The following is a 21,177-nucleotide window of genomic DNA, read 5'->3' on the forward strand; positions in this document are numbered from 1 at the left end:
ATCAAATCTCCCTTTCCGCGCTCTTTTTGGGCGCTGTCTTTTTGTGTTCCGCCTTGGGCTGGCTTTTCAGCTGCTCCATGACGGACTTTTTCTTTTCCCGGTCCTCCCGGTGGGCGGCGGCAGCCAAATCCATGAGGGAAATCGGCTGGCCGCTGCGGGCCTGCTGTTCCAGCTGGGCCACTGTCGGCTCTTTGGGGCCGTTGTTGATGATACCGTCGATCATGCCATAGTCATCCTCCAACATCATCTCCGCATTTTTCAGCGGATTGTCCGGCAGGAATCCGGGAACCTGCTGAAAGCCGAAGCTGTCGCAGTAATGACAGGATACCTTGCCGTCCCGCTTGATGGCAACGATGTCGCTGACGCTCATGGACGGATGGCCGTAATCGGCGGGATGTTCATTGTTGAAACGGTAAAAGAGCTGTTCGGTGGTATCGCCTTTCAGGTCAAAGGGCAGCAGCGGAGCAGTGTAAACCAGCTCATAGTTATCCCGCTGCACCGTCCGCCCGATGGATTGGAGCCATTCCAGGCCCTCGTAGCGGATGTCCCGCAGCTCGTCGGTGTGCTTCACCTGATAAATGGCGAAGCAGTCCCCCTTGTGGGAGAGAAACGCCTGCTCCCGTTCCTCCTGGTGGTCCATGCGGTCCTTGACCAGCTTATCAAACTCCGGGCTTTCCTCCCATTCCTCGCGGGACACGGCGAAGATGCCGTCATGGGCGTCCAGATCGGCGGTATCAAAGGCCATAGCCGGATTCTCGCCCTCCTGGATGATATAAACGGTCAAATCGCGCTCCATCAGCTCATAGGCCCGCTCTTTGGAGAGGGGCAAAAGGTCGCTGTCCAGACAGCCGCATTTCTCCAGATCATCCTGGGTCAGCACCGGGTCCGGCATGGGATACTCGTCCAACGCCTGTTCCTGGGCATCCGGCAGCTGGGCGGCTGCGGTTTCTGTGGTCTGCTGGCTGACCTGTTCCTGCATCTGCTGGGAGGCTGCCTCCTGCAAAGTCTTGATCATGGACAGCGAGGCATACTTGATGGACTTGCCGCCCAGCCCCAGGTCCTCGCAGATATGGCTGACTGCTGCGGAACGGCCCATGTCGGCCCCGTCCAGCTGGCCGCCGTCCAGCTGCTTCATGGTTGCCACATCATAGAGCGTGTAGTCCCAGCCGGTGTCGCAGGGCTGAACATGGAGATAGGCGGTATCGTCCAGCACCAGCAGGGCCTCCCGGTACTCGGCGCTGGGCTGGGATACTTCTTCCGCAGGGGCTTTTTCCTCCACAGCCTGCTGGGGTGCCTGCTCCGGCTCCGGGGCGGCGGTCAGGTCAATGCCGCGCTCCTTACAGATTTCCTTGTAGTTGCGCTCGATGTCGTTAATCAGCTCGCAGGAAGTCTTGTTGATGGTCTCCAGGCTGGCCCGCAGCTCCTTCAGTTCCTTGTCCTTGGACCAGGAAGCGATGTATCCGAAGCTGTTTTCGCCGGTCTGGATGCCGAAATACTGGCAGACCGCATAGGAAATGCTCTCGGCCTCCACTTCCTCGGTGTTGCGGTTCTTGGCGGCCTGTTTCACCGCCGTCAGATCTTCCTGTACTTCCAGACGCCACTCGAAGCGATTTTCGTCCACAAAGCGCCAGTTTTCCTCAGCAGCAGCCTGTTCAGCCTCCGCTTCGGTTGCAAAGTCCAGGCGATAATCGTGCTTGACACCGCCCTCACTCACCATCACAATTTTCCAGGTCGGCTCCGCTTCATACTTTTTGGGGTCATGGAGCTTACTGTGCGCGGTCTCATGGACAGCGGCGGAAACAGTCTGCACCTCGCTCATGCCTTCCCGGAGGGCGATCCGCTGCTGCTCGGAGGAAAAATAGCCGTCCATGTTCGCGGCCATCGGCTCAAACTCGATGGGAACCGGGGCGGAGCGCCGCACCGCCTCCAGAAATGCCTCATAGTGCGGCACCGTCCCGGACAGGCTGGAGGCCAGCTCCGGCAGAGGCTTTCCGTCCGTCTGCGAAACATCAAACACCTTGACTGGGCGGAACATGGGGATTTCGATTTCCTTTTCCTCCATGACCGCCTTGTCATCCGCGTCCAGGATGAGGGCATGGGTGTCCGGGTCGCGCTTCATTTCCTCAATCTTCTTTTTGTAGGGCGTAGGGGCGATGATGGTAATGCCATGCTCACCCTTTTTCACATGGCGTTCAAACTGGTTTTTCCATTTGTTGAACCCGGCCACCAGGGTGGCGTCTGGGCGCTGCATATAGATGAGCATGGTGTTGTTGACGGAGTAACGGTGGAACTTGGACATGACGGACAGGTAGCGCATATACTTTTCACTCTCGAACAGCTCCTTGATACCCTGTTCAATGCCTGCCGTGATTTCCTGCAACCGCTCCCGGTTGGTGGGCTTATCAGCCATGATTTTCACTCTCCTTTCCAAATTGGCGATTTCTGATTGATGTTCGGCAATCCACAGCTTTTGTTCCTCCGGGCCGTCCTCCAGAAAAAAATCCAGCAGATAGCCCGTATAGTCCTTTTTCTGGATTGCCTCCATAAAACGGGGATGGGGATTTTCTTCCGGCGTTTTGGGGGAATAGTCGGTTTCCCACTTTCTCAGCAGATGATAGTAGTCAGCCAGGACCTGAAAGGCATGGTCCCGGTCCTCCTTGAATTTCTGGGCCTCGGATTTCTGTCGGATATAGCGCCTCCGGGGAGGGGCATGACTGTCATAAGCCAGGCCAAAATCCTGGGCCAGCTTTTCGGCGGCCTCCTTGGGAGACAGATTGTAGAGTTGGGCGGTGAAGTCGATCACATCGCCGGTAGCTCCGCAGCCGAAGCAGTAGAAGTATTCCTCGTTCAGCTTCATGCTGGGATTTTTGTCATCGTGGAACGGGCAGCAGGCCATGCCGCTCCGGTTGACCTCGATCCCGTACATCTGCGCCGCTTCCCGGACGGTGATGGACTGCTTGACGGTCTCAAAGACGCTCTCGGCCATGCTTACTCGCTGCCCTTCTTGGGGGTGGGCGGCCTGTACCCGGCAGCCTTGGCCCGTTCACTGGCTGCCTTGCGGCGCTGGTTGCTGTACGGCTCCCGGACCGACACGCAGCGTTTGGGAACCGTGAAGGTCTGCCGGTCCTTTTTCACGATCTGGTCCGGATATTTCTCCGCCAGCCGCCGCAATTTCTCCAGCAGCCGGGAATCATGGGTATAGACCTCGGCGGCGGCCTCGGCCTGGTTGTAGAGGATAATGGTTTCCTGCTCATAGAGGGAAAGCTTCATCGTTTGCCGCCTTTCTGCCGGTCAAACGCCAGCTTGAAATTGGCGTACTTCCCATCGTCCTCCAGCACCACGGTGGCGTCGTAAGTCTTGCCGGTTTTCTCGGAGTACAGGCCGGTCACATGGGCGCGGCCATCCTTGAGCAGCGCCGTCACGATGGCCTTGGTGGGCTGCTTGCGCTTCAGCTCCCACCACTTGTTGTTTTTCCAAATGGCAAATTTACAGCCCTCGTTCTGGCAGAAGAAGCCTTTTTGCAGCTCCGCCACATCGCCACCGCAGCGGGGGCATTTGCCCACCACTTCGCGGGGCGGCGTGAACAGGTACTCGGTCCCCTTGATGACCTGATAGGTCCTCACTAGCTCCTGGAGCATGGCGCTGATCCCGGCCATAAAGTCCTCCGGGGCCAGCTCGCCGCGCTCAATCTCGCCCAGCCGGTACTCCCATTCAGCGGTCAGCAGAGGCGATTGCAGCTGCTCCGGCAGCACGGTGATAAGGGACACCGCATCATGGGACGGCAGGAGCTGTACTTGCTTTTTGCTCTTTTTGCGTTCCAGAAAGCCGGTGGACACCAGCTTTTCCAAGATACCGGCGCGGGTGGCCGGAGTTCCCAGGCCCTTCCGCTCGGCGTCCTCCGGCATATCGTCCTTCCCGGCAGTCTCCATTGCGGAAAGCAGCGTATCTTCGGTGAAGTGCTTGGGCGGGGTGGTCTTGCCCTCCTTAACGGCAACACCAGAAAGGGGCAGCGTCTGACCTTCAGACAGCTCCGGCAGAGCCTTGTCCTCGGTTTCTTTGTCCTGCTCCACATTTTTCAGCCCTGTGCGGTATGCAGCGTCCAGCGTCCGCCAGCCGTGATTTTTCACCGTGCGGCCCTTGGCGGTAAACTCCGCACCGGCGCACTCGACAACAACGGCGGTTTCCGCAAAGGTATAGGGCTGGGCTACGGCGCACATCAGCCGCAGAGCCACCAGTTCCAGCACAGCCTTTTCACCCACCGGCAGGCCGGACAGGTCTACACCCTGGAGGTTGCGGGTAGGGATCACCGCATGGTGGTCGGTCACTTTCTTGTCGTTGATGACCTGGGCCGCATCGCAGGAAATGACGATCCCTTTCCGAAACGGCATAGCATTGGCGACCAGATTCACCAGCACCGGCAGGCTTTCAGCCATGTCAGAGGTCAAGTAGCGGCTGTCCGTCCGGGGGTAGGTGCAGAGCTTCTTTTCGTACAGATTCTGCAAATAATCCAAAGTCTGCTGGGCGGTGTATCCTAGTAGCCGGTTGGCGTCCCGCTGGAGGGTAGTCAGGTCATAGAGGGCGGGCGGCTTCTCGGACTTGTCCTTGCGCTCCACCTTTTTCACCGTGGCAGCCGCACCCTGGCAGGCTGTTTTCTGCTGCTGGGCGGCGGCTTTGTCCGCCATGCGCTCCCCGGAAACGGTGAAGCCGGGCAGCTCCAGCGTGACCGTGTAGAACGGCACCGGCTTGAAAGTGTCGATCTCGGCCTCCCGCTGGACGATGAGGGCCAGCGTCGGGGACATGACGCGCCCGATGTTGAGGGTCCGATGGTACAGCACCGAAAACAACCGGGTGGCATTGATCCCCACCAGCCAGTCCGCCTTGGCGCGGCAGAGGGCCGCATCCCGCAGACCATCATAGTCCGCACCGGGGCGCAGGTTTGCAAAGCCCTCCCGGATGGCGGAATCCTCCATCGAGGAAATCCAGAGCCGCTTCATAGGCTTCTGGCAGCCCGCCAGCTCGTAGACGCTGCGGAAGATCAGCTCCCCCTCGCGTCCGGCGTCGCAGGCGTTTACCACTTCGGTCACATCCGGGGCGTTCATCAGCTGTTTCAGCACATCAAACTGTTTCTTCTTGTCCTTGCTCACCACCATCTGCCAGGGTTCCGGCAGAATGGGCAGATCGTCATAGCGCCACTTGGCGTAGTCCGGGTTATAAGCGTCGGCGTCGGCCAGCCCAGCCAGATGGCCCACACACCAGCTCACTCGCCAGCCGCCGCCCTCCAGGTAGCCGTCCTTGCGGGCGGTGGCCCCGATCACGGCGGCCAGACTTTGGGCAACGGACGGTTTCTCAGCGATCACCAGTTTCATGGTTTTTCATCCTCCTTTCCCGCAGCCATGCGGTCAGCTGCCGGTGGCAGAATCCCACGCAGGGCTGACCGTCACGGTAATTTCCGCAGCCATAACAGGGGTGGCCGGGAGATAAAGAAGGAGAGCGGGAAGTTTCCTTCCCGCCCTCCGGCCTGCGTGTCATCATGCGTTCATAGGGGCTGTCGGTGAAGCGGGTCAATCCGCCTTGTCCTCGCTTTCCTCATCGCCGCCCCCGTCAGCGTCCGGCTCGTCGGATTCCTCGGTCTCCCAGGGGTCCTCGTCCTCCTGGTCGGTGTCGTCCTCGCCGTAGTCGTAATCGTCTAAATTGTCGTTGCCCTTGGTCTTGGGCTTATTCCTGATGAATTTGAAGTAGGCAAAGGCACCGCCGCCGCCCAGCAGGGCCAGTACCGCCAAAAGCAGGGCCGGATTCAGCCCCGTGGTTTTCTGTGCCGTTTCCTCCGGCTCCGGGGTTTCCTCCGGGGTCTCCGGTTCCGGCTCCTTGCCCGTGCAGGCGCTCATATTGGTGGCGCACACCGGGCAGGCCGTGTTCACCGCACCGGCCACACATTTCTCCGTACAGGTACAGGTGGCGGGCTGCTCCTGAGTGGTCTGCTCGTCCTCCATCAGCGCCTCCAAATCGGCTTCATCCACCTGGTTCAGAAAATGTACGGCAGTTTCCTTGTCCTCATTCGCCCTGTCAATGAGGATGTAGAAGTAGTTGCCCGCCTTGGTGGTGACGGTGATGAGCTGCTTGTTGCCGCCGAAATCATCTACCAGGGCAGCGTTGCCCTCCGGGGTCAGGGCCGGACTGTCCTCGGTTTCCTCCACCACCACATTGGCGTCGTTGGTGGCGTCCTCTGCCGGGGACTGATCCGTCCCCTGGGCAAAGGCAGTCACGGAAAGGCCCATCATCAGCACCAGGGCGGCGCAGAGGGCCGAAAAGGTCTTGAAAATTCTCTTATTCTTCATGGTCGGTGTCCTCCTGTTCGTTGTAGTCGGCGGAGGCAGCGGCCATGCCGGGGGCCGTGCCGCCGGAAAGCATGGCGTTCAGCTGCTCCGGGGTCAGCCGCAGGGCGCGCACCATCTGGACGATCTCCAGGTTCTCCGCCTCGGTTTTCTGCGCCTCCAGGGTTTTCAGCTTGTCCTGGTACTCCGCGATCTTCTCGCGGACCTTGGCAATCTCCTGGTCAATGCGCTGGATTTTATTCTTAGCCATAATCAATCACTCCTTCTTGAAAAAACTCTGTTACCAGTTCATCAGGCCGTAGCCCTTGATACACTCGTAGGTCAGGGAATAACTCTTGATCTTGCAGGCGTCGCCGCTGTTACCCTCGACCGTATAAACTCGGCTGCCATCGGTGCCGACAACGATGCCCACATGGTCGGCGCTGCCGTCCAGGTCCCAATCGAAGAAGATGGCGTCGCCGGGGGCGATGTTGGCGTAATCCCGCCCGCCCCATTGTCCGTGCGACTGGAACCAGGGGATGCCCTGGGACTGGCAACCCGAAAAGCGCGGCTCCGTCAGCCCCATCTGGCCGTAGCACCAGGACACGAAGCAGGCGCACCACTCCACGCGGGAGGTAAAGCCGTACCAGCTCCAATAGGGCTGGCCGCCCACGTTGCCCACCTGGCTTTTGGCGATGTCCACCACCGCCTGATTGCCGGGCCGGGTGCCGTTGACAAATTCCACACCGGCCAAACTCTCGGAATCGCTGGTGTCGGCGGACCCGCCGCCGAAGATCAGGGGCTTGTTGCCCAGCGTCTGCCGGTACACCTGGTACATCTCCAGCTGGTCCGGCGTCAGCAGTTCTGACGCCACAGAGGAGATGGGCTTGCTGGTGAGGGTCACATTTAAGATGTAATAGTTGTAGGGCACTTCCACATCATACTCGTTGCCCTCGCTGTCCGTCCGGGTCTCGGTACGGTAGCGCACCTCCACTTCCTCGGTCAGCGTCAGCAGGTATTGGGCTGCGAAGATGTGTTCCAGCTCCGCCTGGGCGCTTGCCCGCGTGTAGCCTTGCAGCACAGCGGACAGGTAGGCCGCCAGCTCATGCGGGTCGTGGCCGATCATGTCCAGGTCATAGCGGTACTCGTCATAGCCGGGGTGGCTGCTCTCGATGTTGTCGATCTCGGCTTGCAGCGCGGCCTCCTTGGCGGCGTAGTCGGCCTCCACCGCCACCAGCTCCGGGTCATCCGAGGGGTAGGTGGTGCCGGAGATCATCGAACCGATGCTCTGCGCCATCATGGAACAGGAGGACATGGTGTTGAGCAGCAGGCAGACCAGCAGGAAAATCGCCAGCACGATGCCAAAGCCCTTTTTGTGGCGCATCACATAGGCCCCGGCCTGCTGGGCTTTCTCCTTGACCGTCTTGGCCGCCTTGCCGGTCTTTTGGGCGGCACCGGCGGCGCTCCCGCCGGACTGTGCGGCCCGTTTGGCGGCGGCGTACTGTTTCTTGATTTGCTGTTTCTGCTGCCAGCGGGACAGTGGATTACTGGTTGCCGCAGGGTTTTCATAGACGGATTTCTGGAACAGCGCCTCGATGTTGGCCTTTTCCAGCTTCCGCTCGGCCTGGGCGGCCTTGCGGTAAGGTTTCAGTTTGTGGCTGCGGTAGCCCTCCCGGACCAGATGCACGCCGGTCTCTACGGCTTCCTCGGACTTGTGGGCGCTCTCCACGCCCACGTTATCGTCCTCGGTCTTGCGGATCTCCTGATGGAGCTTACCCGCCACCGCGTTGCCCGGCGCGTCCCGCACCGTATGGGACAGTTTGGAGGGCGGCCGGGGCTTATCCTCCAGCACCAGCTTGGTCGTGACCTTGCCGGTCTTGGGGTCCACCTCGGCCCGCTTGACCTGCTTTTTCGGGATTTTTGCCTGCGCCTTGTCCGCTTTGGCGGCGGCCTTCTCCGCCTTGCGGATGGGCTTTTCCAGCGCCGGGTCGGCCCGTTCTTCCTCGGTGAAGCGCAGGCGCGGTTCCTTAATCAAACCATTCCCCCAGCATGAGGGAGGCCGCCATGCTGGAAAGCTCCGCATAGGCCGCCAGCCCCAGCGGACCCACAAAGCGGCACTCGGTCAGGCAGGCGTAGAGCTGGGCCACCACGTCGGCCAAAATCTGGACCTCGGTGCCCTCCAGCACGGCACCTCCGGCCTGCCCGCGCTGGACCTTGGCGGCGCACAGAATCTCCACCAGCCGCAGCAGGCCAATTTCGCCGGTTTCAGTCAGTTCAGCGGCCTGGTCCGCCGCCGTGCGGCACTCGGAAACGGCGTCCGCCATCGCCGTCAGCAGCGCGGTGCGCTGGGTTTCCAGCGCCCGGTCCAGAAACATCATGTGGTCGTTATGCAGAATTTCGGGTTTCATCGTCCATCAGCCTCCTTCATTTCCTGGGGTTTGGTCGTCATAATGCGATACAGTTCGGTATTCTTGGGGAAGTGGTCCACAAAGGGCAGGATGGTGGAGCCGTAGAACAGCAGCCCCTCGCCCTCGCCGGAGTGGGTCACATAGGACAGCTGGTGCGGGGAAATACCCAGCTGCCGGGCCAAAATCTGCCGGTCACCGCCCGCCTGGTTGAGCATATACACGAAGTCGGAGTTTTCAAAGATGTTCTCCACCTCGCGGGAAGAAAGCAGGTCCTTCACGTTCTGGGTGATGCCCGTGGGAATGCCGCCCCACTTTCGGAACCGCTTCCAAATCTCCACCGTGTAGGCGGCAGTCTGTTCCTCTTTCAAGAGCAGGTGCATCTCGTCGATGTAGTAGCGGGTAGACTTGCGGGCGGCCCGGTTGATGGTGACGCGGTTCCACACCTGGTCCTGGACCACCAGCATCCCGATCTTTTTCAGCTGCTTGCCCAGCTCCTTGATGTCGTAGCAGACAATGCGGTTGTTGATGTCCACGTTGCTGCGGTGGTTGAACACGTTGAGGGAGCCGGTGACGTAGATTTCCAGCGCCGTTGCGATGTACTGCGCCTCTTTCTCATCCTGCGCCCGCAGCAGGTCGTACAAATCCTCCAGAATGGGCATATTCTCCGGGCGCGGATCGTTGAGGTAGTCCTGATACACCAGCCGCACACAGCGGTCAATGATGGTTTTCTGCACCGGCTGCAATCCGTCCTTGCCGCCCACAATCAGTTCACACAGCGACAGGATAAAGTCGGATTTCAGCGACAGCGGGCTTTCATCGTCCGAATAGTCCAGGTTCAGGTCCATCGGGTTGATGTAGTTGGTGGAGGTGGGCGAAATCTTGATGACCTGCCCGTGCAGGCGCTCCACCAGCGGCGCGTACTCGGCCTCCGGGTCGCAGATGATGACATCATCCGAAGTCAGCAGGAAGCAGTTGGCGATCTCGCGCTTGGCGCTGAAGGATTTGCCGCTGCCCGGCGTACCCAGAATCAGGCCGTTGGGGTTTTTCAGCAGTTTGCGGTCCACCATGATGAGGTTATTGGACAGGGCGTTGATGCCGTAGTACAGCGCCTCTTTGCCGTTCTGAAAAAGCTCCTGGGTGGTGAACGGTACGAAGATGGCGGTGGAGCTGGTAGTCAGCCCGCGCTGAATTTCCACCTGGTTCAGCCCCAGCGGCAGAGAGGACATCAAGCCTTCCTCCTGCTGGAAATCCAGCCGGGTCAGCTGGCAGTTGTACTTTTGCGCGATGGAACTGGCCTGGAAGATGTTGTTGCCCAGCTGGCGGGGATTGTCGGCGGTGTTCAGCACCAAAAACGTCACCAGGAACATCCGCTCGTTGCGGCTTTGCAGGTCCTGCAACAGCTTCTTGGCCTCGTTGCCGTAGGTCGCCAGGTCGCTTGGAATGATGTCCATGTCATACCCGGCGCGGACGGCCTTTTTCTGCTCCTCGATCTTGCTTCTATCAAGGTCGGTGATTTTACGCTTCACCGTCTTGATGGCCTTCACCTGGTCCACCGACTGGATATGCAGGTTCACGATGAGGGAACTTTCCATATCGAGAAAATCCGCCAGCATCCGGTCGTTCAGCTCCGGGGCCAGAATCTGCACGAAGCTGACCGCTCCGTACTTCCTGCCCATGCGGAACTGCTTGCCGGTGCGGAACTCGAAGCCGGACGGCGCGATAAAGTCCTTGGTGGAAAGGCCGCTGGGAGCCAGCCAGTCCCACTCGAACTGGAACGGCGCCTGCTCGTCCATGTGGAAGATGGCGTGGAGCTGGGCCAGCCGGGCTTTGCCGTCCAGGACCTCGGCGGCCACGCCCAGCCGCTTGAAGTTGTTCAGCACATCGGTCTCGATACGCTCCAGCCGGGGCTTGGCGGAACGGATGCTGTCGGCCTCGATGGAAAAGGTCAGGTACTTGGTCTTGATGAGGCCGTTGTTGCCCCGCGCCAGCTGGTTTTGCAGCATCTGCGTGTACTCCACCCGGATGGGGTCAAAGTCATCCCCCTGGGCCGGAATGGTGATACTGTTGGCGAAGGTCTCCTGGGACGCCGCCAGGTTCAAAAAGGACAGCTGGAAACGGATGGAGCTGTCGAAGTAATTGAGGAAATCGCACCAGCCTTCAAAGATGGCGGTCTTGTCCTCGTTCTGGCTGAGCTGGTAGTTGATGTCCTGGAACTGGATGGTTTTCGTGTAGCGGCCATCCGCCACCTTGCAGATGCCGTCCGGCCACATCCGCTCATAGGGGATGCTGTCCTGGGCCGACTTTTCTTTCCGGTCCGTGCGATTGGCGCGGGCGATGGCAGCCTCAATCTGTTTTCTGTCTGCACGGGATAATCGTTTCTTCATGGAAACCGGCGGCTGGTTGCCATCCTTATCGGCCTGCCGGTTTTTCTTTGCGGTGAACAATGTCATACACCTCCTTGTCGAGTTTTTCCTGCCGTTCCAGAACGGCATAGAAATTGTTGGTCTTATACGGGCGCTCCTTGGGCCGGATGACGGCCACCTTGATGATGTTGCCCACGATCTTCTCAAGAGGCTGGCCGTGCTTCTCATACATCGCCATCAGAAAGAAAGGCAGCATGACCAGCATCATACACATGGCAGCCACGCTGTTTCCCACAGGCCCCCGGAGCAAAAAGAAAAGCGGTACGCCGATGAGCGCCCCGCCGCCGAAGCAGACAAGCTGCCTCTTGGTTAAGTTGAACGCGACCTTGGTTTTGACTTTCGTAAGGTCTTTGGGAACCGGAACATAGGCCAAGTTTAGCACCTCGATTCTAAAACTAACGCCGCTCCCTGCATGATGTAAGCCACGCAAGGAACGGCTACACTGTTGCCAAGCATTTGAAAGCGGCTGGAATCACTGATGGACTTCCCATCCGACCCATACTCGGTCCACCCGTCAGGGAAACCTTGCAGGCGCTCCGCCTCCACTGGGGTGATCCGCCTGACAAGCAGGTTGGTGGACATCAAATAGGGTATATCATGGGCAGAGGTCAATGTCGGGGACTGTTCCTCCAGGCGCGCCGCATTGGCCTGCCCAGGAGAAGCACAGATTACATGAGGATTCCCCGCACCGCAAAGGGTGGGTTGAATCGGCTTGAGGGTGGAGCGGTTGGCCCGGCTGGTAATCTGCTGAAGATCGAAACCCAATGCTACGACGGGAAGATTTCCGTGGACTTGACTGCGGAGAGTGGGTGAACATTCTGTTTTTTCAACGCTGATCGAGCATCCGCCTTGGTCGTTCAGAACTTCGAGGTGGATGTATGCAGGAATTTCCAGTATTCCGTTGCGTCCGGTAGAAGTTCCGCAGTTTGTCCCCAGGGTTGCCGCAACATGGCCGGTTATCTGACCGTTGTAGCCGTCAACCCCGATGCCTGCCGCTCCAGCGCCATCTTCAGCATAGGCGGCAAGTCCTTGCCTCGGCGTTCCGCCCGCCTCAAAATACCCGCGCAGGCTTTTGGGGACAAATAGTATTTCTCCGGCACTATGGCCTGTAAAATCTGCCGCAAGGAACAGCCGCCGGCGTCGCTGTGCCGTTCCGAAATATTGGGCGTCGTACACGCACCAAGCGAGGTCAACGCCTCGGCCTCGTACCATACCGGCGTTGGCCCATCGTCCAAAACCAGGCATTGGAATTTGGGCTTTTGTGAACGCCGCAAGCACGGCCTTAAAGTCACTCCCTCCGGCTGATGATAGGGAGCCTGGCACATTTTCCCATATGGCCAGTTTTGGGTATTCACCATGGGTACTTTCCCTCATTTCGTCTATAATTCGGATGGCTTCAGTAAACAGGCCGCTCCGGGGGTCCGCCAGCCCCAGGCGATGCCCGGCAATAGACAGTCCTTGGCAGGGAGAGCCAAAGGAAATAATGTCCACTGGCGGGATGTCACCACCCTGTAAGCTGGTAATATCCCCCAGGTGTTCCATCTCAGGAAAATGACGCCTGGTAACGCTGATACAGTTGGGGACGATTTCACTGGCCCACAGGGGACGGATATTGTAAAAAGAGGCGGCATAGGGGAATCCGCCAATCCCATCAAACAGGGAGCCCAATGTAAACTGTTTCATTGGCTGCACCTCCGTCAATGGGCATTGAAGATGGAACGGGCCATGCTGCCAGTTTTGAACAGGGTGAAACATAACAAAACCGTATAGCCCACGCAGCTCCAGATGGCCATGATGATGTCGGATTCGGTGGCGATACTCTGCACCAGCACAGCGTAAATCGCCACACAGACGATGATGAGAAATGCCTGAAAGCCCAGGGCAAGCAGGGAACGCAGATAGTTCTGGCCCATGCCGCCCCATTCCTTGCCCATCATGGTGGCCATAGGGATGGGGGCCACCGAGGTCACAAGGTAAATCTCAATCATACGGCCATAAATCACGATGAAAATGCAAATGTAAAGCGCCCACATGGTAATGCCGATAAAGAGCGACTGGAACCACAGGCCAAACAGCGGCCCCAGGTCCATATCCATCAGCCGGGACTCCATATCGGTCAGGACAGAGGAGATGTCGATGGAAGCGTCGGAACCGATGATGCCCGCCGCCTGCGTCACCACGCTTTGGGCTGCGTCAAACACGCCCATCACGATGTTCCAGGTGTTGGAGACAATGAGGATGGCGGCGGCAGATTTGAACACCCACTTGAAGATCATCCAGGTGTCCACATCATGCAGGTTGTTCTTGTCGGTAATCATCTGAATCAGCTCCAGCGTCATCACGATGGCCAGGATCACGCCAGCAATCGGCACCATGATGGAGTTGGAGAGGTTTTCAATCATGCTGAAAATGCTCCCGTTCCAGCCCTGGGGGGTCTGGCCCACCTGTGTCGCAATGTCTGCGACCTGCTGGTTCACGCTATCGAACATCCCCGATAAGTTGCTCATAATGCCGCCTACCAACATTTCTTTGAGCCAGTCAGTAAGAGCATTGAGTAAGAAATCCATACGGTGTCAACCTCCTTTCAGCCGCCCCCGCTTGAGGGCAGGGGCGGCAAGGATTTCTTATGACAGCTTAAAGACGGGAGCAATCAGGCGGGGAACAGACTGGAGAGCAAGGGTACGAGGATAGTGCCGACCACGGCGACGCCAGCGCCAGCCATGAGCTGCTTCATGCCCTGAGACTTCGCGCCGGGGTTATCGTTGCCGTAACCTTCCAGCAGATTGATAACGCCCCACACGCCCAGGCCAGCGCCGAGGGCGATCACGAGGGTCTGAAGAACGGTGATTGCCTGAGTAAAAAATGCCATATACAGAATGAGCCGGAATCATTGAATCATTGCTTAGTCATAGTTCATAGGCATACAAAAGCCGGAACAATCCGCACCCGGTTTCCGGGGCCTGATTCCGGCTGTCCTCCTTTTTTCATTATTTTTTGGTGATTGTCCGCTTTGTACGCCAATGGCCCCAAAAGGGCAGTTGCGGCGAATAGATAAAATCACTCCCTTCTTAGCGGAACAGATTTACGCGCCCTCTGCGTCCACCGAATACACATCGTAGACCTCGTTGGGCTTGAGTTTGAGCCGGGTGGACAGGAACGCCTCAATGTCAAAGGCATTCTTGGGGTCCGCGTCGGCGGTGTATGGGTAATTGGGGTGCTTGGTGATGTCGTACTTGTCCGAGAGGAAAGGCCGCACACCACGCAGCTGGAGGATGCACTTGCCGCCGTCCATGACGGCCAGTTCATCCTGGCTCATAAGCTCTTTGCCGAGCTTCTGGTAGTTGAGCGAGTGGGAGGTTTCCCGCCCACGGCTCTCCCCGGTGTTGTAGGTGTCGATGGTCTCCTTGCCCAGCACGGCGGCCAGCTCCTTGAGGGTGGTCGGCTCCTTGCCGCCCAGGAAGATGGAGGTATCCATGTTGCCGATGATGGTATCGGCGTTGTCCTTGTAGATGGCTTTCAGCTGGGACTGTGCTTGCAGCACCAGGCAGGCGGAAATCTCACGGCTGCGGATGGTGGCGACCAATTTCTCCAGTTTAGGAATCTGGCCGATGTTGGCGCACTCGTCAATGAGACAGCGCACATGAACCGGCAGCCGCCCTCCGTACACATCGTCCGCTTTTTCGCAGAGCAGATTGAACAGCTGGGTGTAGCACATGGAGATCAGGAAGTTAAAGCTATCGTCCGTGTCGCTCATAATGAGGAACAGGGCGGTTTTCCGGTCTCCCAGGGTGTCCAGCTCCAGCTCGTCGTAGGAAGTGACCTCCCGCAGCTCCGCAATATCGAACACGGCGAGGCGCGCACCGCAGGAAATCAGAATGGATTTTGCGGTTTTGCCCGAAACGAGTTGTCAAGGACTTTTTAATCAAATTCACAAAAAAGCTACAAAAAAAGTGCCAGAAGCACTTTCATGCTCCTGACACTCAGGTGGGTGAGGTTACTTGCATCTGCTTAACAGTTCATCGCAAAGATACGCATATTCTGGCAACTGGTCGATATAGGTTTTCCAACGCCGTTTGATTTCGGCCAGTTCCAGCGGGTCGGCTTCTTCTATCGCGTGGTCGTTGCCTGTCATATACAGAACATCCATCGCAACATCATCCAGGCACTCGTGACAGAGATCGGCGGCAGACTCTATCCTCCTTCCGGTATCAACATAAAGCGGGTTTAGGCCAATCGCCAGCCAGACAAAGCCCACTTTATCAGACCATAGCAGTTCAAAATTAGTGCTTTGTTGAAGATGCTCGGCAAACACCTTTCGTACCCGTTCAATCTCAGTTTTCTCTTTTTCTGTGTACAGCATTTTCATGTCCTCCTTGGCTAAAAGTTTTGGTGTGTACCATCATCAGTTTAACACAAGGCGGCTGGCTTTATCAGCCGGTCACATCTGCTGTATCTCGTTTTTGAGCATACGCTTGATTTTGTCGCTCATGGTTTCAGTGCTGGTCTGGCTGAAATGGACGCGCACTTTGTAGGTGGTCTTTCCGATTTTCTTTACCAGCGCGGGGGCGTCCTCCGGTGCTCTGGCCGGGGTGGTGTCTGCGGTCTGCATGGTACGGATTTCTTCGCTCATGGCGCTCCTTTCTCCGGGCGGGGCTGCACCGTCCGGCACAAAATTACTCATGCTTACGGTTTACAATGTCTTTTGCCGCCTGCTTGGTGGCTCCGGCATTTTCCTCCCGGAAGTTCTTCCCGGCAAAGAGGATCGGGGCGCACCGTTCCAGGATACGGTCATAGATACGGGCGTGGGCCAGGTCAGGCGGGTTCTTGAGTTCGGCCAGCTTCAGGTTGGTGGTGATAATCATGGGCCTGCGGCTGCGGTAGCGGCTGTCAATGACGAAAAACATCTGCTCCATCGCATACTCGGTACTGCGTTCCACACCCAGATCGTCAATGATAAGCAGGTCGTACTCGTCAAAGCTGGCGATAAAGTCGGCCCTGTCCTCGGAAAACATTCCGGTCAGGCGGTTCAGGATGGTGGGAAAGTTCGTCATCAGCACCGGCACATCCCGGTCAAGCAGGGCGTTGGCGATACAACCGGCGAAAAAGGACTTGCCAGTTCCCACATCTCCGAACAGCAGCAGGCCGGTGTTGTTTTTGTATGCCTCCTTCCAGTTCTCCACATAGGCGCGGGCCTTGTCCATCAGCGGATTTTGGCCGTTGTCGTTGGCAAAGGTGTAGTCGTACAGATAACGGTCTTGCAGGCCCTGGGCCTTCCGGCGCTTGATACGCTCCATGCGGCGCTGCCGTTCCTCGGCGGCCTTGCGCTGTTCCTCGGCCTCCCGCTGGCACTGGCAGATACAGCGGGGCATGAAGTAGCCCGGTTTTCCAAAGCATGGCACAACGGTCTGCCTCTGGCCGCCGCACCTCTTACAGTGAATGAGGCCGTCTGCCGGGTCTATGTACTCGTCCCCGGCCAGCTCCACACCGGCGGCTGCCTTGTCGATCAGCGCCCGGATTTCTGCGGTAATCTCCATCATACGGTTTCATCCTCCTTTACGCTGTAATCCCGGTTTCGGGTGGGCGGGGCTGCTTTCTTCGCGTCCTCACCGGCCCAGCGCCGGATGGTGGCGGCATGGCTCTGATACCGCTTGCCGGTAGAGGCCATGTACTCGGACAGCTTTTCGATGTACTGGCCCCATACCGTGGGAAAGCTGGCCTGCAAGTCTGCCAGTTCCTCGTCTGTCAGGAAAACATTCTGGTAACGGCCATAGGCGCGGGCGCTCTCACTCTCTCTATTCTCTATACTCTTATCTCTAATATCTAATCTCTTATCTCTAATCTCTGGTGGACAAATGTCCCCCCGGCTATATGGTGGACAAATGTCCGCCCCTCCGGATGGGAGCAGTTTTTGGCGCTTCAATCGCATACGCTCTTTCTTTTTCCGTTCCCCCTCGGTAGAGGACTGGCCGATCAGCAGTTGGATGTCGGCCATGTAGTAGGCCCCGTCGGTCAAAATTTCCACAAGGCCAAATTCAAGGAACACCTTCAAGGCCCTCTCCACCGTCCCCACCTGATGGCGGGTAAAGGTGGCGATGGTCTGGGGCGTGTGGGGCAGATGGTCGTTGAGCATGAGGATACCGCCGCTTTTGAGTGACATGAGGTACATTTTCAGCAGCAGATTGGAGTACAGCAGACCATCCTGCATACTCTCCAAAATAACCATCGTTTCGCTGTTGTAGAAGTTTTCTTTCAGCTTGAGATAGTAATATTTTCGATTGTCTGACATGGGTTCCTCCTTGGGGTTCGTTTTGGGCTTCTGTACGCATTTAGAAGGCCGTTTTGGGGGCCAGAGGATAAATCTATCAGGCCCCCAGCGACACCCTCGAAAAAGTCCTTGATTTACAAGGGGTTTTCGGCCCCTAAAGCGTGACATTTAGCCCTCTGTTTGCGCTTACGCTGGGCGGCCTTGATACGCTTCATGCGTCCGGCACATTCCGGGCAGTATTTGGCCCGGTTGGAGCCTGGGGTGAACAGCGCCCCGCAGACGGCGCACCGTTTGGCGTCCAGGCGGTGGAACAGGGCCGTTTCCAGTTCCCTGTCCAGCGGCAGCACCGCCGCTCGGAACCACCGGCACAACAGGGAGTAGGAAATGGACTGGACGCAGACACATTCCTCCCCATCATCCAGCGCGATACAGTTGCCGCCGTCATAGTTGCAGCACTCATGTACCAGCCGCCGCGCTCTGCGGTACTGGCGGTAGTCCATGACGGGGACGGGTTCAGGCTTACTTTTCTTCATGCTGGCACTTCCCACACCCGCCGCAGTTGCCGCAGCCCTGGCAGGCATGGGCCTCCGGCTCCGGGCCGGTGGGCGCTGCTGCCGGTTCCGGCTGCAAGAGGGCAAGGGGCAGGCGGATATTCAGATAGACAGTAACGGGTAAAATAATCTGCTTCATAGGGCAATCTCCTTCCGTGAGTGAATGTTGACAGTTCTGTGCAAAGGGGTGTCGTGAAACGCGACGCACCTAAAAGGGGTCGCCAAAACGCCGTACCCTTTACCGTTCCGGTCCCCGGTCATGGGACTTGTCCCGTTCCTGCCGGGCCAGTTGGTCGGCGGCCTTGCGGAGCCGTTCCACGGCTTTCAGTTCCTCCCGCATGGCCTTCATGTCTATGGTGTCCACCTGCTTCTGGGCGGTCAGCAGGTCAATCTCGCGCTGCCATGTTTTGGGGGTAAGTTTTTCACCGCTGTCCTTCAGTTCCTTCAGATACCGGGCCGCCGCGTCATAGAGGATCAGTTCCCGGCTGTGGCGCTGCTCGAACAGTTCCCGCTTCTCCGGCTTCACCTTGGCAAGCTGCTTATGGACAGCCTTGTACTCGTTGTACTGCGCCCACATCTCCCCGCGCTCGGTGAGGACAGCGATCCGGCGCTCGGCCTGGACAATCTTCCCCCGCAGGTCATAGTAGCTACTGTTCATGTCGGAGATTTTATCATGGAGCTGCTGCATGGTCTTAATTTCATTTGCCTGCATAAAGCTGAACAGGGCGGCGCTCTCCTGCAAAGCCCGGATTTTGCCGGTGCGGGTGTCGGGCCGCTTGAGCTGCTGCTGGGCCTCCCACAAGTCCATCATGCTGGGCTGCTGGCCCTCCGGCTTCTCCGCCTCGGCCTTAGACCAGTTGTAGAGGCGGGTAATGCGGGCCTTGATTTCCTTAAGCAGCTTGTTGTCGGCGGCGATCTGCCGGTTGACTTCTCCCTTGTCGGTGCGGATGCCGCGCTTCTCCATCTGGCTGGCTGCTGGCCCCAGGTGGACAGAGGGGATTTTATCAATGCCCTGTCGCTTGTAGCTGCGGTGGTCTACTAGGGCAGGCTGACCGGCGGCCTCCAATGCCCGGTTGGTATAGGCCGCCCATGCAGCCCGCCAAATCTCCACATTCCCTTTGTCGTTCCAGTCGGTGGTGTCCTCCCGGTGGTTCTTCCAGCCGCCTTTCCCGTCCGGGATACGCTGGCCGTTCTCGTCCAGGTCGTATGCCTTGCGGCACTTCGCGCCCCATGCGCCATTTTCTTTCAGGGGCCGGACGGTCAGCATGATATGAACATGGGGGTTGCCGGTTCCCTTGTCATGGATGGCGAAGTCGGCGCACATCCCCTTGTCCACAAAGTTGTCCTTCACATAGGCCCGGACAAGGGCAAGCTGCTGTTCCCTGGACAGTTCGCGGGGCAGGGCCGCCTCAATCTCGCGGGCAAGCTGGCTGTCCCTGGCTTTCTCGATCTGCTCCACACTGTTCCAGAGAATGGAGCGGTCTGAAAACTCTGGCGGGGCGTGGGCGGGCAGCATGATTTCCGCATGGACAACGCCGCCCTTCCGGGTGTAATCATGGGTCAGGCCGTCCCATTCATTCGTCAGCTTGGTTCCGCTGCGGTAGGCGGCTGCGGCAACAGCGGAACGGCCCTCGCTGCGCTTGATGATACTGACGGGGATATGGCAAAAATCTATGAGTGGCACCTCCTTTCGGTGAGGGGTATTCAGGCTCCGTGGAGCCGGACAGACGCGAAGCGGGTGTCTGGCTGCGCGGGGCGCACAAGGGGTTTGGGGAGTGTAGCTCCCCATCGCGCTCGGAGAGCGCAACAGCCCAAACATGGGGCCCCCACGGAAACCCAGCGGAGCGGTTTTTGTGGGGAAAGGAGGAGCAAGGGAGCGTGTGCAGTTTTCGCCGCAAGGCGGAAACGGAACAAAGCGGACTTTGCGACGACGCGCGCACGACACCGGCAACGGTGTATAAGTGCGCCCTTGTAAACAAGGGACTTACAGCTTGTCCCCGGATTTCGGCAGTTTTGCGGCCAGTTCCGCCGCCCCCGGAAGATGGGACAGGGCAATCAGGAACGCCTTGACCTCCACGCCGGAAAGGTCTGGGGCCAGAGGGAAAATGCCCTCCAAAATGGCCCCGCGCTCAATCAGGCGGCGGGTGCGGGCCTTGCGTTCCTCGTTGCGCTGCTTGTTCTCCAAAATCTTCTGGCGGTTCTCAAGCTGCCGGATCTCCTTCAGGACTTCTGCGCGCTCGTCCTTTTTCGGTTTCTCTTGGGCGGTGTGGTCTTTGTGCATATCGCTTTCTCCTTTGGCGGCTCCATCCAGCCGCGCTTGATATAATATTTCTGTAACTTGATGATGGCGTTGCGTACCGTGACAATGGCCGCCGATGTGGTAAAGCCCTCGGCTTCTGCAATCTCCTTAAACTGCTTGCCTTCCCAAAACCGAGCGTGCAGGCAGCTTGCCTGCCGGGGCGTCAGGGTGGCAAGGGCCTCCCGGAGCCGTTCCATCATCAGGGCATGGGCGGCCTCCTGTTCCCGTTCCGTTTCCTTCTCCATCAGAATATCCTCCGGGGAAACGGCCTGCTCCGGGAAATGGTTTTCCATGCCGGGGGATGCGTCCAGAGAGTAACAGTGATAGTGCTGCTTGGCGTCATTGGCTTCCTCTGCGCGGCTTTTCTCTACAATGGCGTCTGCCACCTCGTCCGGCACTTCCACAAAGGTGTCTTTCTTACAAATCGGGTAGTAGTATTTTTTCAGATTGATGGTTTTCATAGGCCGCTTGTCCATTTCCGGTGTATGAAGTACCGGCGCAGCCGCCGAAGCGCCGCATGGATGGACTTCCCCGCCTGGGATGGGGTAATACCTTCCATCGCGGCAATGTCCTTCACTTTCATCCCCAGCATATACCGGGCATGGACGCGCCGGGCCTGCGTTGGGGTCAGAGAAGAAATGGCCTCATAGAGCCGCCGGAGCAGTTCGGCATATTCGGCCTGCGCCTCCTTTTCCATCAGGCAATCCTCCGGTGATGGCTGTGCCCAGCCAATGGCGGCGTTCTCAATCCCATCATCGCAGTCAAGGGAGTAAAACGCCTTGTAGCGGTACATCTTGCGCTCCCTGGCGGCCTCGGCCCGCTTGTCCAGCAGGAACGCTTCAACGATTTCATCCGACACCTCCACAAAGGTGTCCTCGGTGCAGAACGGGTAATATTGCTTGAGGTTGATCGTCTGCATA

Annotated in this window: 22 protein-coding genes and 1 pseudogene; all 23 read right to left on the reverse strand. The window is 58.3% G+C overall.

Going from position 1 to position 21,177, the window contains the following annotated elements:
- Window position 1 precedes the first annotated feature (1 nt).
- On the reverse strand, window positions 2-2,986 hold the full coding sequence (locus H6B51_RS04970) for a YodL domain-containing protein (protein WP_204882638.1): 2,985 nt from the start codon (window positions 2,984-2,986) through the stop codon (window positions 2-4).
- A 2-nt stretch (window positions 2,987-2,988) separates the two neighbouring features.
- On the reverse strand, window positions 2,989-3,270 hold the full coding sequence (locus H6B51_RS04975; protein ID WP_204882639.1) for an immunoglobulin: 282 nt from the start codon (window positions 3,268-3,270) through the stop codon (window positions 2,989-2,991).
- Window positions 3,267-5,366, reverse strand: a complete 2,100-nt coding sequence (locus H6B51_RS04980; RefSeq protein WP_204882640.1) for a type IA DNA topoisomerase — start codon at window positions 5,364-5,366, stop codon at window positions 3,267-3,269. The genes H6B51_RS04975 and H6B51_RS04980 overlap by 4 nt, the downstream gene beginning before the upstream one ends.
- 195 nt (window positions 5,367-5,561) lie before the next feature.
- On the reverse strand, window positions 5,562-6,335 hold the full coding sequence (locus H6B51_RS04985; protein WP_204882641.1) for a DUF4366 domain-containing protein: 774 nt from the start codon (window positions 6,333-6,335) through the stop codon (window positions 5,562-5,564).
- Complete coding sequence (locus H6B51_RS04990; protein ID WP_204882642.1) at window positions 6,325-6,582, reverse strand: DUF4315 family protein; 258 nt, start codon at window positions 6,580-6,582, stop codon at window positions 6,325-6,327. The genes H6B51_RS04985 and H6B51_RS04990 overlap by 11 nt, the downstream gene beginning before the upstream one ends.
- A 30-nt stretch (window positions 6,583-6,612) precedes the next feature.
- Window positions 6,613-8,346, reverse strand: a complete 1,734-nt coding sequence (locus tag H6B51_RS04995) for a C40 family peptidase (RefSeq protein WP_204882643.1) — start codon at window positions 8,344-8,346, stop codon at window positions 6,613-6,615.
- Window positions 8,339-8,719 carry a DUF3851 family protein gene (locus H6B51_RS05000; RefSeq protein WP_054334883.1) on the reverse strand — a complete coding sequence of 127 codons (381 nt, stop codon included), beginning with the start codon at window positions 8,717-8,719 and terminating at the stop codon, window positions 8,339-8,341. Before H6B51_RS05000 ends, H6B51_RS04995 begins: the two co-directional genes overlap by 8 nt.
- Window positions 8,716-11,169: a VirB4-like conjugal transfer ATPase, CD1110 family gene (locus H6B51_RS05005; RefSeq protein WP_418055057.1), complete on the reverse strand. Its 2,454-nt coding sequence runs from the start codon at window positions 11,167-11,169 to the stop codon at window positions 8,716-8,718. Before H6B51_RS05005 ends, H6B51_RS05000 begins: the two co-directional genes overlap by 4 nt.
- Window positions 11,129-11,515 carry a PrgI family protein gene (locus H6B51_RS05010; protein ID WP_204882644.1) on the reverse strand — a complete coding sequence of 129 codons (387 nt, stop codon included), beginning with the start codon at window positions 11,513-11,515 and terminating at the stop codon, window positions 11,129-11,131. The genes H6B51_RS05005 and H6B51_RS05010 overlap by 41 nt, the downstream gene beginning before the upstream one ends.
- 2 nt (window positions 11,516-11,517) lie before the next feature.
- Window positions 11,518-12,825, reverse strand: a complete 1,308-nt coding sequence (locus H6B51_RS05015) for a DNA cytosine methyltransferase (RefSeq protein ID WP_118426165.1) — start codon at window positions 12,823-12,825, stop codon at window positions 11,518-11,520.
- A gap of 14 nt (window positions 12,826-12,839) precedes the next feature.
- The gene (locus H6B51_RS05020) at window positions 12,840-13,709 is read right to left on the reverse strand and encodes a VirB6/TrbL-like conjugal transfer protein, CD1112 family (RefSeq protein WP_118426164.1); all 870 of its coding nucleotides are present in this window, start codon (window positions 13,707-13,709) and stop codon (window positions 12,840-12,842) included.
- Between the two features lie 83 nt (window positions 13,710-13,792).
- Window positions 13,793-14,011, reverse strand: coding sequence for a Maff2 family mobile element protein (locus H6B51_RS05025; protein ID WP_204882645.1), 219 nt, complete (start codon window positions 14,009-14,011; stop codon window positions 13,793-13,795).
- A 213-nt stretch (window positions 14,012-14,224) separates the two neighbouring features.
- A pseudogene (locus tag H6B51_RS05030) lies at window positions 14,225-15,049 on the reverse strand (VirD4-like conjugal transfer protein, CD1115 family); the annotation flags it as partial.
- A gap of 87 nt (window positions 15,050-15,136) precedes the next feature.
- Window positions 15,137-15,502, reverse strand: coding sequence for a hypothetical protein (locus H6B51_RS05035; protein ID WP_204882646.1), 366 nt, complete (start codon window positions 15,500-15,502; stop codon window positions 15,137-15,139).
- A gap of 78 nt (window positions 15,503-15,580) precedes the next feature.
- Window positions 15,581-15,751, reverse strand: coding sequence for a transposon-encoded TnpW family protein (locus H6B51_RS05040; RefSeq protein WP_178627770.1), 171 nt, complete (start codon window positions 15,749-15,751; stop codon window positions 15,581-15,583).
- A gap of 64 nt (window positions 15,752-15,815) precedes the next feature.
- Window positions 15,816-16,679 carry an ATP-binding protein gene (locus H6B51_RS05045; RefSeq protein WP_204882648.1) on the reverse strand — a complete coding sequence of 288 codons (864 nt, stop codon included), beginning with the start codon at window positions 16,677-16,679 and terminating at the stop codon, window positions 15,816-15,818.
- Complete coding sequence (locus tag H6B51_RS05050; protein ID WP_110441039.1) at window positions 16,676-17,428, reverse strand: phage replisome organizer N-terminal domain-containing protein; 753 nt, start codon at window positions 17,426-17,428, stop codon at window positions 16,676-16,678. Before H6B51_RS05050 ends, H6B51_RS05045 begins: the two co-directional genes overlap by 4 nt.
- 113 nt (window positions 17,429-17,541) lie before the next feature.
- Complete coding sequence (locus H6B51_RS05055; RefSeq protein WP_044992645.1) at window positions 17,542-17,940, reverse strand: cysteine-rich VLP domain-containing protein; 399 nt, start codon at window positions 17,938-17,940, stop codon at window positions 17,542-17,544.
- Entirely contained in the window at window positions 17,927-18,097 is a 171-nt protein-coding gene (locus tag H6B51_RS05060) for a hypothetical protein (RefSeq protein ID WP_204882649.1), read from the reverse strand. The genes H6B51_RS05055 and H6B51_RS05060 overlap by 14 nt, the downstream gene beginning before the upstream one ends.
- Before the next feature lie 99 nt (window positions 18,098-18,196).
- Complete coding sequence (gene mobQ, locus H6B51_RS05065; protein WP_204882650.1) at window positions 18,197-19,642, reverse strand: MobQ family relaxase; 1,446 nt, start codon at window positions 19,640-19,642, stop codon at window positions 18,197-18,199.
- Between the two features lie 300 nt (window positions 19,643-19,942).
- On the reverse strand, window positions 19,943-20,239 hold the full coding sequence (locus tag H6B51_RS05070; RefSeq protein WP_204882651.1) for a DUF3847 domain-containing protein: 297 nt from the start codon (window positions 20,237-20,239) through the stop codon (window positions 19,943-19,945).
- Window positions 20,179-20,718, reverse strand: a complete 540-nt coding sequence (locus H6B51_RS05075; RefSeq protein ID WP_204882652.1) for an RNA polymerase sigma factor — start codon at window positions 20,716-20,718, stop codon at window positions 20,179-20,181. The genes H6B51_RS05070 and H6B51_RS05075 overlap by 61 nt, the downstream gene beginning before the upstream one ends.
- Entirely contained in the window at window positions 20,715-21,176 is a 462-nt protein-coding gene (locus H6B51_RS05080) for an RNA polymerase sigma factor (protein ID WP_204882653.1), read from the reverse strand. Before H6B51_RS05080 ends, H6B51_RS05075 begins: the two co-directional genes overlap by 4 nt.
- Between the last annotated feature and the right edge of the window lies 1 nt (window position 21,177).

This window comes from Pseudoflavonifractor phocaeensis (assembly GCF_016901955.1).
GTDB lineage: Bacteria > Bacillota > Clostridia > Oscillospirales > Oscillospiraceae > Flavonifractor > Flavonifractor phocaeensis_A.